The organism is Myxococcales bacterium (assembly GCA_022563535.1).
Classification (GTDB): domain Bacteria; phylum Myxococcota_A; class UBA9160; order UBA9160; family UBA4427; genus DUBZ01.
On sequence record JADFNE010000002.1, the window covers coordinates 34,076 to 46,392 of the forward strand.

A 12,317-nucleotide genomic window follows, 5' to 3' on the forward strand; every position below is an offset into this window, starting at 1 on the left:
CCCCGAGTATGTGAGACCTTGGCGCACAAATCCCCGCACGTCAGTCAGGGATTGGGCTCGCGCCAGATCTCCCCGTTCCAGGTTTCGACCACGTAGTCGTCGCCGTCCCGGCCGAGGCTGGTCTGGTGAGTGATGGGGACTTTTCCGTGCGGGGTGTCGAGCACGTATTGCGGAATGGCAAAGCCGCTGGTGCGGCCGCGGAGCTGTCGAAAGAGCTCGATACCGTCTTCGATACGGACTCTAAAATGCGCAGTGCCAGCAAGCAGTTGCGCCTGATAGCAATAATAGGGTCGAACTCTCATGGCGACCAACGCTCGATTCAATTGCTTCATTGTTTCCACGTCGTCGTTGATGCCCTTGAGCAACACGCTCTGGTTGCCCACCGGGATTCCGGCGTCGGCCAGTTTTTCGCACGCGGCAATCGAAGCCGGGGTGATCTCGCGCGGATGGTTGAAGTGCGTGTTCAGCCAGATCGGATGGTGACGCTTCAACATCGCGCACAACTCGTCCGTTACACGGTAAGGCAAGGTCACGGGTAGCCGCGTGCCCAGCCGGATGATCTCGACGTGGGGGATCTCGCGCAGGCGTATCGAGCCGAACCAGCTCGTGCCCCAGTTGCCGAATCGCAACTTCGATCGCCGTCACGGTGCTCTCGGGTTCGTACTCGGCCGCGTAGTCGTCGGGTTCTCCGGGTTGCCGGGGATAGGCATCAAAGCCTTCGAATACGATTCCAATTTTTAGCCTGCGACGAATAGTAGAAGGAGAGGTACGTGGCGGTCGCGACCAACGTGTACACAATCGTGTAGCGGGCGACGATTCGCTCATCTTGCCAGAAACCCGACAGCACCAGGGGAAGCAGGGCAACACTCACGGCGAGCATGCCGCTTTCCGTGAAGAAATGTACCAACAGGTTTTGGAAGTCGGTCAACTTCTTTCCAAGAGTCACTCTCAGCGAAGCGACAATGGCAGAGAAGGCGACGAAGGCGATGGTTACCTCGGCCAGGATCGTCAGTGGGCGAGTTCGCGCTCCAATTCTCCCCCCCCCTCTACTCTTTGGACGGCATGAAGGTCGAAGGCGCAGCTACGACGAGGTTCGCCTCGAGCATGGCCTGGAGCCGTAGAGCATCGACTCGAACCTTGGACATGCCTGAGCGAGAGCCCAGAACACCGACGATCGCCGAGAAGCCGGCCAGTGCGACACTAATCTCTGCGAGCAAGAAGAGTAAGTCCGTCTCGATCAACGATTTATGCCCTCAGCCAACTATGGGTGATTCGAGTATCCCTCAGTTTCGTCTCCGACTGAATTGCCATAAGAGTCGAGCTCGATGACATTGCGATCGGGGTCCCGAATGAAGATCGCCGACATCTCACCAAACGAGAAAGACCCCGTGATTTCTATACCCTGCGCTGCGGCAAAGTCGCGGGCTTTTGAAAGCGAAGAGACGGTAAGCGCAATATGCGTGTAGCCCGGGTGCTTCTCGCTGATATCCATGAGAACATTCGAATCCCCAGCCGAGGTTGCGGGACCCAACAGGTTCAAAACGACTCCACTGGGGTGCCGCATGATGATGGGATGCCCTTCAGCAAAACCTGCATCGGCAATTTGTACGAAGCCGAGAGACTCGTAGAACGAGACGGACCGCGATTTGTCCCTGACCCGGATTCCGATGTGGTTGACACCCTCGATATCAAGCACTTCGATTCTCCCCGCTGCCACGTCGCCCAACGGATGCCGCTTCGATCGCTGGCAGCTGGTTAGCCGTCGTCACTGAAATCGTCGATCCATGCCACGAAGCCGGGGTCGTAGTCAGAAGAATTGTCCTGCCACCATATGGCGAAGCCCGATATCTTGAGCCGCCGACCCACGATCAGCTCGATCACGTCCAGGTCGTGGTCCACTCGATGATCGACCACGAGAGACCGGGCACTCTCCATGTTGTCAAAGAACGACTGCACGTAGGCTCCATAACGCAGCGTTTCGCTTTCGGACAAGCTGGTGTAGGACGCGTTTCCCTTTACGACGATATCGGCCAGGTCACTTGAAGTCGCGATCATTTCGCTCCAGTGATTCCACTGCGCCGTGGAATCCCGTAGAGCAGTCATCGCCAGGGATCTCGAATTCTGGCGAATATCTCGCGCGACGTACATGAGGGTAAGAACCACGGCAAGCGCGCCAACGAATTCTCCGACCGCTCCGATTGCTTCCCAATTCACCATAATCTCACCTTAGCCGCCAACGCGGCCGCGCCTGAAAAAGCTGATGCCAGACGGTACAGGTGCCGGGAGTGGATGCAAGACGCGCCCTGCTCGATTGCTCCAGTCTATTGTTTCGATGAGAAGGCCAGCGTAAAACGCTCACAAACAACCGGCATGGTTAAACTCGGCTGCTTGCCCAGACGCGCGCACTCCCTTGAAAAGTACAGCCAGTGCACTTCTCGCCAGTAGCGAAGCGACCCATCCCCTTCGCCTTCAGCAGCGGCAAAGGCCTCACCCACTTCCTCGTAAGGCGCAATATCCACCTGGATCGTTTCAATGACGCATAGCGGTTCTTGCTGCCAGTTCGTGACCACGCTGAGGGCGCCGACTTGCGGGACAGGTTGATTTTTCGCTTCGTTGAGCCAAAGCAGACTGGCCGTCGCTCGTTTCGTGCCCTGTAAAACCAAGTCACCCAGCTCGTTTGCATCCGCCTCATTGTCGTCGAAGTGAAACGCTTCATAAAATCGCGCTGAAACATCCCGGCCCACGGCAGCTTCGAACTGTTTCCAGAATGCTTGAACGTGACTTGGGATGTTCATCGTCTTCTCTGCTGACTAGTCGGTCGGCCCTCGCACGCTAGCACCCTCCAATCAACTGGAAGGATCCAATGAATACGGAGCACATTCGGCCTTTCAGGGCCAGAGGGGCTTCAGGACGTCCAAGAGGTTCGCAAAATCGTCCGTTCAGAGCGGGATGGATCCGAGTTCACTCGATCTCAGTCGACTGACTTGATACGAATTCTCGCCGAGATGAAACCGCTGGTGGAGCTTGCCCAGAGCGATTTGAAGATCGATCAGCTGCACCGGCCTTTCGCTCGCGAAGACCCAATCTGTGCGTTTACTCTGATAGCGGGGGACCGCGTAGGTCGACAGATGGACGCTCGAAAATCCGATCGACCCGAACAGTCTGGACACGACGTTCTTCAGTTGGAGATGTCGGTTCGACACATGCACTGCGATCATGCCGGAATCCGCGAGCGCTGCCCGATAACCCTCGAAGGCCTCCTGGGTCATCAGATGAGCGGGGATGGAATCGCTGCTGAAAGCATCGATCACGAGCAGGTCGAAATCCTGTCGGCGTCCTTCCGCTTGCTCTTCTTCGAGAGCCAGGCGCGCGTCTCCCAATTCGACTTCGACGGTGGCGGCCGAGTCCGAGAGATAGCGATAGAGACCGTCGGGGCCAGCCACGTGGACCACTCCGGGGTCGATCTCGTAGAAGCGAATGAGATCTCCAGGGCGCCCGTAGGCGGCAATGGTGCCGACTCCCAGGCCGACCACACCGATTCGCCGCTTCGATTCCGGGGCACGCATAAACATCCAGGCGCCGAGGGGTGTCACCCGGCCGTAGTAAGACGTCGGAAAACGCATCTTCGGGGGCTCGAGGAACTGGAGACCATGGGCGGTGGATCCATGTCGCAGGAGGCGCTGCCGAGTGTCCCCGTCACCGGTTTCCATCACACGCAAAACCCCGAAGAAGCTGCGTTCTCTCCAGATGAGACCCTCCGATTCGCGAAGCGAGAGGCCCACATCCGCAACGACCAGAATCGCGGCGAGCACACCGATGCCCAATGACCAGTTCCCCGCCGTTCGGGTGCCCGTCGCTCGCGAAAGAGTCGAATCGTCCCCTGTCGGCGCGTCCGGGGAGACCTTCGAACGATGGGCCTACGCCAAGCCCACCAGCGCGAGAATGAGGCCCGCCTCCAATTCGTAATAGTCGGGGAAGATGCGCGGGGCAAGCAACCCGACGAAAAGACCGCCGAGCGCGCCGCCACCGGACACGTAGAGATAGAAGGAGGTCAGTCGCTCTGGAGGCGGGCGGCGGCGATACAGCTCACCGTGTAAGAGCATGCATGTTGAAAGAAGCAACAAGCTATAGATGCACACTTCAATATAGACCGAGCCCAGCATCCGGACTCTCTCGACAGTGGCAGCCTCGACGTCCCAGCCCATGGTGACGATCCAGTAGTAACTAAGTGCCTTGACGGCGATGGCCGCGAGTGCCAGGAGCGCGAGAACGAGAAAGGGGCCAGGTCGAATCCAGCGTCTGTCGGAAAAACACAGAATGAACGTAAGAAGGTAGATCGAGAGTGGCAGGATCCAGAGAAAGGGAATGCTTGCGATGTCCAGACAGAGTTGATTGCTCACACCCATCAAGAGCACCACGGCCGCTGCCGAGAGCACGAGCCAGAGCCCGACCGGATCCCGGCCCGCCCCACCCTGCACACCCGCACTTCTGTCGGGCGCACGACCGCGTGGGCCTGCTCGAAGCGCCATCACACCACACGCGATGATCGCAAGCGCGACGCATACGAGCCCGACGCCCCAGCCTCGGCCTGCCAGTGAGAGAGGCCAACGCGGCTCGACGATGAACGGAAAGGCGAAAAGGGCCAGCATCGATCCTAAATTCGAAAGTGCATAGAGTGGGTAGGGAGAGCGGGTTGGATGCCGTCTAGCGAACCAGGCTTGAACCAGCGGCCCCGTGGCGGCGAGGACGACGAAGGGGAGCGCGATCTCGCTCGCGAGCAAGGTCATGATCCGCAGCGTCGGTTCCTCGACCGCAACGCTGGCCCAGCTGTCCGCGGGCAGGATCGGGAGCGCCATAATTGCCGCCAGCAGCAGACAGCCGTGAATGCCAGCCTGGATCCCGGGCGGCACCCACCGGACCAGGGCATGGGCGTAGACGTAGCCGACAAAGAGCGCGGATTGATAGAAGGTGAGGCAGAGCATCCAGACCGCGGGCGTTCCGCCAAACCAGGGCAGGATTCGCTTGGCCACCATGGGTTGGACGAGGAAGATGAGAAAGGCGGCCCCAGAGATCGCAATACCAAAGACCGCGATCCGCCAATCGGGAGCATTCCCTGTTTCCGCCGGGCGGGCGGAACGCAACATGTGTTCTTCCACAACCAGGCCTCAGATCAAATGGACCCTCGACCAGTCTCTAGACACAACGTTCAACAGATGGTCGTTCAGCAGCCGACGACCGGCCGCATTACCGGACGCGGAGCACCCTACACTTTATACAGTACCAGAACCCAGCAATATGTACACTAAAACCTGTCGGTATACACCAATTAGTTATACCATGGGTGCTTCGGCCCCCGATCGCCACATCGCGGTCACTCGCGCATTATTGCGTACCGCTTCAAATCCCCCGACCGGCTGAAACCCCGCGCGGGTATCGAGGGAGTCATTGGCGGGGTTTGACGATTCGAGGTACGTCGGGACCCCGAGGGCGTCCCATTCCCTGAGGTCGGAGGCCAGGAGAGCCTGTACGGGCGCACCTTCGAAAATTATTCCATTTCGGGATCCGATTCGATCAACACTTTCAACTGTCCCCGCGTGCGGAAGCGTCACTAGGGGAAAGCGGCGGGGGTCATTCCTGCTTCAGCGCACGGTGCTCCTTTTCGAGCGCGGCAAGGTAGCGTTTCCACACCCAGGTCACGAGATCGCGTATGGCCGGATCGCCCTGTGTGCTGCGTTCGTGAAGATCACTGGCGACTTGCTTCGACAGGGATTCCACGCGCTCTGGAGTAAGACCCGTCGCCAGTGCCAATCGATCCAGACCTTCCACCATCCAGAGCCCTTCGATCAAAGGAGAGCGAACCCCCTCCAGATCGTCGTGCTCGGTGGCCTGTGTGTTGCCTGACCCCGCCGAAACCTCCGGCAGGTCGCCGCGGGGATGAGGTCGGTGAAGATGATGAAGCAAGTGTGGCCGGTAGCTCTCGGCACTAATGGCAAAGGTCAGGCTCCTGTCCTTGTACATTCCAGTGGCGGTGTTGATTCCCAGTAGCTTCCCGTCCAAGTTCAGCAGAGGCCCCCCCGAGAACCCCAGCTTGATCCGTGCGGTGTGAAGCATGCCGTTCTCGATGCGCCACAGCTGATCGGGGTTTTTGGGCTCGAGATCGGTGTGAAGCTGAAGGCCCGCGCGTGCGCGCTGCAGCATGTTGATACCGGAAATGACGAGTGTGCCCGTTTCCACTGTCAGCCCTTCCTCGTCCCGGTGCTTACCCAATACCACCACCGACTCTTTGAGCGTGTGATGAGAAGCCAGTTCGAGATGGGGATAGCTGCGATTTCTCGGTAGCTGCAGCACCGCCATGTCCCGCAGTTCATCGCGGTAGATGACCTCGGCGCGCACGCGGGAACCGTTCGGGAGCCGTACCCACGTCGTACCCAAACCGACGCCGTGGCTAACGGTGAGCACAAGGCCGGAGGCTGAGACCACGACACCATTGGAATCGAAGCGGCCCGATCGCACCAACACGACGCTGTCGGCCGCCCGCTCCACCGCCGGCGTTGTCGCCAGATCCGAAACGGACATCGTGCTGCATCCACTGAAGGCGATTGCAGCGAACGGCAGAATCAGTAGCGGCGATCGGGGCGCAAGTCTTCGCCACTGCGTTTGGAGAAAGGAAATCACGATGGGAGACTCCGGGCAACTGCAGCATTTCGCAATGACAACGACCAATGAACCACCGCAGGGTACTCCGGACGATCGCCGGACACCAATCACACGTGTTGCAGACGTACTACCCGTGTTCTGCACGCGCAGTTCACGTAGTAGTACGAGTGAAGGTCAGGCGGGATCGTTCCCCAGCTCCTTCCGCTGCAAGGGCAGCTCTTAATTGCCCATGAAGGGGATGCTGTTGAATGCGTACGAGGCCTTTACGAAAACCTCGCGGCCCCCTTCCGGGGAGTTCGCGGATCCCGCTGTCAAAGGGCTGAACGTATTCGTACTCGTTGTTGTAGAGATCTCTGACGCCAATTCCGAGGTTGATGTGATCGCCCCGATATTGCAGGTACACGTTCGTATAGAGCTGCGGGTTGAGCGCGGTGCGCGTCGCCATGCCGATTTCATAGGTGATGCGCTTGCTGATCAATGCACCGTTCACGTTGATACTCAGGCGATCGGTGAGCAGGTACGTACCGTTGTATGTCAACTTGTGTGCGGGAAAACCGAGCAACAGCCCCTTGGTTGTGCCGCAGTCTGCATAGTCCGGATCCCCGTTTACGCCCCCAGATGTGCAGAAGGCAGGGACGTCGTTTCTATAGTTGCGGTAATATGAATATCCGAGCGTGAAGCTTCCCCAGGTATCTGCGAAGCGCATTTCTGCCTCGAAACCGTAGTTGGCTACAGAGTCGAAGTTCGAATAGGAATTGGTAAGGGACGTATAAACCAAGATGTCTGTAATATCGATATAAAATGCGTTGACTACGACAGACATGTGCTCCGAGACGCGGTAGCCAGCTTCCACTTCAACTGAGGTCGTCGTCTCTGATTTGATCGTCGGGTCTCCATTCCCATCGACGCCACCATACGTGATGATCTCGATCTGCGGCGTGCGGAAAGCCTGGCTGAAGAGCCCCTTTAGGTGAAACTTTTCCCAAACCCTTGTGAGAGCCAAACGAGGAACGAACTTTCCGCCGATCTTGCTGTGATAGTGATATCGACCCCCTACGGTCAGATCGGCCCATTCGGTATTGAACTCGGTCTGCAGGAAGGCCGAGTAGTTCTCGTGGCCCTGGGTGCTATTTCCACCGTAGTAAGTGTTCTCGTCTGTACCAGGCAAGTCTCCCGCCTTTGCGCTCTCATAGTAGAACTCGACTCCGCCCAACAGGTCGATCGATTCAAACAGGCCAAGCGCGCCCAGGCTGCCTACAGCCGTTACGTTTGCAGTAGTGCGTTGCGTCGAAATTTTGAAGGGCTCTCCCGCCAGGTCGATTTTCCACGGCTCCTGATAGGCGTAGATGATTTTTGGAGTAATGCTCACCGCCTCCGAAAGCTTGTAATCGTATTTCGCCGACATCCCGACGGACTCAAAGTTGTCGCTATAGCGGGGCACGATCCAACCGTAATTCACGACGTCATCGACGTTGTAAACGTCATACAAGATCCTGAATTCGAGATCCTTGTAGTCCACCCCAACCAGTCAAGAAGAGAGAATTGATGTCGGAATTTCCGTTCAAATTGATTGAGACTGGAGGAGTATCGTTGTCGGTGTACTTCGAAGTAGAGAGGTAGCTCGTACCCCAGGAGCCGCTGAGATGCGCGTGCCAATCGTCACCGCCGCCACCAACTGCTACACCAACTCGAGTGGAGACGTCATCGCCGTCGGTACCATTCGCGAAGTTCACGAAGCCGCCGTTGAGATTAGCGCCCTTCGTCACGATGTTGATGACCGAAAGTTCGGCATTGCCGCCGTACATCGCGGAGCCCGGCCCGCGGATGATTTCGATGCGCTCGATCATGTCGACTGGGATGTGTTCGTTGAGAGGGACGACTCCGAACAGGTATTCGACAATGTCGATCCCGTCCAGGGTGATCAAAGACTTGCCTTCGTAGGCCCAAAACCCTCGAATCCCCACGCCGGTAATGCCTTCTACGTCAACTCCGAAGTGGTAGCCGGGAACGAGCCACAGAACGTCGATCAAGTCACGGGCGCCGGTGGCCCTGATTTCCTGGGCGGTAATCACACTCACGATGGCGAACTGCTCTCTGATCGTCTTGGCTTTGATCGACGCCACAGAGATCTCGATGTCTGCCAGATCGTCCAGCGACATTTCAAAGAAGTCGTCGAGATCGTTGTCTTCAGCCCAGGAAGCTGTTGCGAAACAGACACAAAACAACGTAAGGCAAATGGTGAGGTGGCGGTGTTGCACTGCCGTGATCTCCGTTGGTCATTCTCTCTCTCTGCCTGCGGTGGATCTTCTCTCCGTGTCGCGCGCTCCAACGCCCCTTCTTGTTTGGATTTGAATCAAATCCGACAGAGAGTCTTCGTTTCTCCTGAACAAGAACTGTAAATTTCTCGGTTTGGCGGAGGTGTCTAATGAGTAAAACCTGCGCGCGGATGGGCGCATAAAACAGCGCTGGGAAAAGTAGTGGAAAGTACGGAGTGATTTCCTCGAAAACCCAGAGGCCCACCCCGAGCCTATTGCCGACTTTTCGTCAGCCCTAGCCGGGCGTAACGATCGATGGCGCGATACACGTTCAGCGGTTCGTCAGGCAGTTTGTTGGAACAACTCGAACAAGACGCAGCCCCAAAGACCTGCGAGTGCAGCAAGGCTCGTTACAAAGGTGAAGAAGCGGACGCTGACGTCATTGGACCCGAGGTGAATGTAGGTGTGGAAACAACGGACCCCGAAAAACAACCACGCAAATGCAACGGATGCCAGTGAAACGGCTCCAACTACGAAAGCCATGATTACGCCCAGGTGGAATAGCGGTGGAACTTCGAAATGGTTCTGAACGTGACGCGAGAGGAGATGAAGGCGCGCGGGCTGTTCGCCCTCGTCGTATGTCCGGAAGAACTTGATGCTCACCGCGCCACTTTGAATGGCCAGGTACCGCGCCAACCCCATTCGCACGATTACGCCAAAAGTGAGAAGGAACATCGCGACAGAGGGAAATAGGATGACCTGCGGTTCCATTCGCCGTACCTCATGAATGATTGATGCCAAACAATACCAGAGGTCGATTGAATTTCGCTCGATACGCCTAGGGCCAGGCCAGGAGCTCACCCACCGAATCTGTAATGCGTACATGTCCCTGTTGAGACGCCACTCTTTCAAGCCACGCTGTCACCGAAGGGAACCGGCTCAAATCAAAACCTCCTTCCTGGGCTACGTGGGTGTACGCGTAAAGTGCGACGTCGGCGATGGAGTATCGATTGGCAGCAAAGAACTCGTTGCTCGACAAGTGTCGCTCCATGACGCCGAGGGCATCGTATCCGCCGTCCATCTTGTCAGATAACGCTTCCTTGTTTTCATCGAGGGTTTTGGAGAAGTGCCAGAAACGCACGACCGCGATGTAGGGCTCGTGACTGTATTGTTCAAAAAAGAGCCACTGAAGGATCTGCGCCCTCTCCCAAGAATCATCGGGCAAATAGGGCGAACCTTCAGCGAGGCAGAAAAGAATCGCGTTCGACTCGGCGAGGAGCCGGCCATCTGGCCACTCGACCAGGGGAACACGATGGTTCGGGTTCTTGGAAAGGAACTCGGGTTGGCGTGTTTCGTCTTTGAGGATGTCGAGATGCACCCGTTCGAAGGGCTGCCCGAGCTGACTGAGCAGCAGGCGGACCTTGTAGCAGTTTCCGGATTCCCAGTAGTCGTAGAGCCTCAGCACTGTAGATCTACGCTCCTTCTCTTCTGATGCCGCCCAACCAATTCAAGACTTCCTCTGCGTGACGATCCGGAGGAAATACAGGGTAGAAGACGTGATCAATTTTGCCGCTCTCGATGATCATCGTAAGGCGTTTGAGAAGCCTCATCCCCTCCACTTCAAAGGTCGGAAGCCTCAGCGCATCGCAGAGGTGGTAGCTCGCGTCGCTCAAGAGCGGGAACGGGAGGTGCAGTCGGTCTACGACCTCACGCTGATCTTCGATTGACTGCGTGCTTAGCCCGTAGACGTGCGCACCGGCCCGTTGGAGTTCATTGTGATGATCCCGGAATGCACATGCCTGCGGAGTACAGCCACGGGCTCCGGGAATCTCATTCCATCCCGGCGGCAGCTCTTCGCCCGACCTTCCGGTCCGCGGGTAGCAATACACAACGGTCCGGGCTGTCAGTTGCGCGAGTGAGACGACAGCTCCGTTGGTCGCCGGAAGATCAAGATCCGGTAAGGCAGTCCCAGGCAAGTGCCGCGCTGCACCGTCGTCCGGAGGAGCGGGCAAGTCGTCGGGTAGCTGATAGACGTTATCTGAAGTCATCGCCCGCGACGCTTTGCAAGATGCTCCCGGCCGACGGGCGTCAAAGCAACCAACGAGCCGTCTCGACTAATCAAGCCCCGATCGCTCGCTTCTTCCCATACGGGCAGGCGAGGACAGGAGGTACGCCAAACCTCTATAACCTCTGAATAGGCCCGCGGCTCGGGAGCAAGCGACTCGAGAAGATCGAGGATCAGTGCTTCAATCGGATCGTTCATTGAACTCCCGGTAATCGAGGCCGGTGCCGTTTAGCGGATTGGCGTTCAGCGGCCCGCGTCGATTTTCCGCTGCAGCTGACACACCGTAGACGTTTGCATGCTAACACCATTAAAATGGGACGAAGCCCTGGCCGGCCCGATTGCAACGCCTGGTTATACGGCGGGGCGTGCCTGCGGTAAGCCTCTGGGCTCTCAGTCCTCCCCGAGATTGAATCGGTGCTGCGGCAGTTGATCCGTGATCGTGAACCACGTCGCCTTGGATCCGACGAAGATGTGCGCCTGTGGCGTATGGCCAGGGTCGTCATCGAGACTACCCATCGGGATGACGGCAAGTCCTCGCGCTTCATTTCGGAATGGAAGGCTAGACCCGCACTCGTCGCAAAACACGTGAGTAAAGCGTTCTGCCTCGGGTAGTTTGTAGGATCTGAGGAGCTCCTCGCCCTGCGTATAGCGAAAGGACTCGAGTGGAACGAACAGATTCGATGCGAACGCACTCCCGCGAATCTTCCGACAACGCTGGCAATGGCAGTTATGAGCCCAGACCGGCTCCTGAGTGAGCTCGTAGCGAATTGCTCCGCAAAGGCAGCTACCCAAAATCACGCTTTGCTCCTTGCTAACGCCGATCTACTTGGCAGGCGTCAAGGGACGACAGTGCCTGTTGACAGACGGGGGCCTGACAGGTGTTAGGCTGCTGGCCGCTGTGGGACTCGTGAATCTAGGCGAACGGGGGTCTCGTTGGACGACATTCGTGCGATGAAATCAAGGTAGCGATACACGAGTCCATAGCGCTCGAGCATCACTCGGTCGAACTCTGCCGCATCCGCGGGGTTGCGAGAGACTGATGCACGGACTGGGAGCCAGGCGCCGCCACGATAGAGTTCAGCGATAGCGTTCGCCTCGATACGCCGAAACCAGCCTCGATATGGCCGACCTCGCACCCAAGGCGTATTGGCGATATCGATGACCGTGACCCGCGTCTCGTGCGCAAGACCATCAGAGTCGTAGGTCCGGAGCACGACGATCTCCGTGTAAACCTCTGCGACGGCAAAGAGGCTCGCGTAGAAGATCACGGCCAGGACAATGACGCCCACGAATATCCGAATGACTCGCTTCATTCACCTCCCCGGCGGCCCAACTACCAT

General features: G+C 57.7%; 17 protein-coding genes. All 17 read right to left on the reverse strand.

The window, feature by feature from the left end; translation table 11 throughout:
- Positions 1-44: 44 nt before the first annotated feature.
- The gene (locus tag IH881_00840) at positions 45-629 is read right to left on the reverse strand and encodes a hypothetical protein (GenBank protein MCH7866210.1); all 585 of its coding nucleotides are present in this window, start codon (positions 627-629) and stop codon (positions 45-47) included.
- A gap of 80 nt (positions 630-709) precedes the next feature.
- Positions 710-928, reverse strand: a complete 219-nt coding sequence (locus tag IH881_00845; GenBank protein MCH7866211.1) for a hypothetical protein — start codon at positions 926-928, stop codon at positions 710-712.
- A 118-nt stretch (positions 929-1,046) separates the two neighbouring features.
- The gene (locus IH881_00850) at positions 1,047-1,217 is read right to left on the reverse strand and encodes a hypothetical protein (protein MCH7866212.1); all 171 of its coding nucleotides are present in this window, start codon (positions 1,215-1,217) and stop codon (positions 1,047-1,049) included.
- Between the two features lie 44 nt (positions 1,218-1,261).
- On the reverse strand, positions 1,262-1,696 hold the full coding sequence (locus IH881_00855; GenBank protein MCH7866213.1) for a VOC family protein: 435 nt from the start codon (positions 1,694-1,696) through the stop codon (positions 1,262-1,264).
- Between the two features lie 59 nt (positions 1,697-1,755).
- Positions 1,756-2,103 (reverse strand): hypothetical protein, encoded by a 348-nt coding sequence (locus IH881_00860; GenBank protein ID MCH7866214.1) that lies wholly within the window; start codon positions 2,101-2,103, stop codon positions 1,756-1,758.
- Between the two features lie 218 nt (positions 2,104-2,321).
- On the reverse strand, positions 2,322-2,795 hold the full coding sequence (locus IH881_00865) for an ASCH domain-containing protein (protein ID MCH7866215.1): 474 nt from the start codon (positions 2,793-2,795) through the stop codon (positions 2,322-2,324).
- A 144-nt stretch (positions 2,796-2,939) separates the two neighbouring features.
- A complete protein-coding gene (locus tag IH881_00870) occupies positions 2,940-3,824 on the reverse strand; it encodes a fused MFS/spermidine synthase (GenBank protein MCH7866216.1) in 885 nt (294 codons plus the stop codon).
- Between the two features lie 93 nt (positions 3,825-3,917).
- Positions 3,918-5,144, reverse strand: a complete 1,227-nt coding sequence (locus IH881_00875) for a hypothetical protein (GenBank protein MCH7866217.1) — start codon at positions 5,142-5,144, stop codon at positions 3,918-3,920.
- 484 nt (positions 5,145-5,628) lie between these two features.
- Positions 5,629-6,576 carry a serine protease gene (locus IH881_00880; GenBank protein ID MCH7866218.1) on the reverse strand — a complete coding sequence of 316 codons (948 nt, stop codon included), beginning with the start codon at positions 6,574-6,576 and terminating at the stop codon, positions 5,629-5,631.
- A gap of 232 nt (positions 6,577-6,808) precedes the next feature.
- The gene (locus tag IH881_00885; protein MCH7866219.1) at positions 6,809-8,176 is read right to left on the reverse strand and encodes a TonB-dependent receptor; all 1,368 of its coding nucleotides are present in this window, start codon (positions 8,174-8,176) and stop codon (positions 6,809-6,811) included.
- The gene (locus IH881_00890) at positions 8,139-8,915 is read right to left on the reverse strand and encodes a TonB-dependent receptor plug domain-containing protein (protein ID MCH7866220.1); all 777 of its coding nucleotides are present in this window, start codon (positions 8,913-8,915) and stop codon (positions 8,139-8,141) included. Before IH881_00890 ends, IH881_00885 begins: the two co-directional genes overlap by 38 nt.
- A 339-nt stretch (positions 8,916-9,254) precedes the next feature.
- Positions 9,255-9,683, reverse strand: a complete 429-nt coding sequence (locus IH881_00895; GenBank protein MCH7866221.1) for an MAPEG family protein — start codon at positions 9,681-9,683, stop codon at positions 9,255-9,257.
- Between the two features lie 67 nt (positions 9,684-9,750).
- Entirely contained in the window at positions 9,751-10,377 is a 627-nt protein-coding gene (locus IH881_00900) for a glutathione S-transferase family protein (GenBank protein ID MCH7866222.1), read from the reverse strand.
- A 7-nt stretch (positions 10,378-10,384) separates the two neighbouring features.
- Entirely contained in the window at positions 10,385-10,960 is a 576-nt protein-coding gene (locus IH881_00905) for a peroxiredoxin (protein MCH7866223.1), read from the reverse strand.
- The gene (locus IH881_00910; protein MCH7866224.1) at positions 10,957-11,175 is read right to left on the reverse strand and encodes a hypothetical protein; all 219 of its coding nucleotides are present in this window, start codon (positions 11,173-11,175) and stop codon (positions 10,957-10,959) included. Before IH881_00910 ends, IH881_00905 begins: the two co-directional genes overlap by 4 nt.
- Positions 11,176-11,367: 192 nt before the next feature.
- On the reverse strand, positions 11,368-11,775 hold the full coding sequence (locus IH881_00915) for a GFA family protein (protein ID MCH7866225.1): 408 nt from the start codon (positions 11,773-11,775) through the stop codon (positions 11,368-11,370).
- Between the two features lie 83 nt (positions 11,776-11,858).
- A complete protein-coding gene (locus IH881_00920) occupies positions 11,859-12,290 on the reverse strand; it encodes a hypothetical protein (GenBank protein ID MCH7866226.1) in 432 nt (143 codons plus the stop codon).
- Positions 12,291-12,317: the final 27 nt, after the last annotated feature.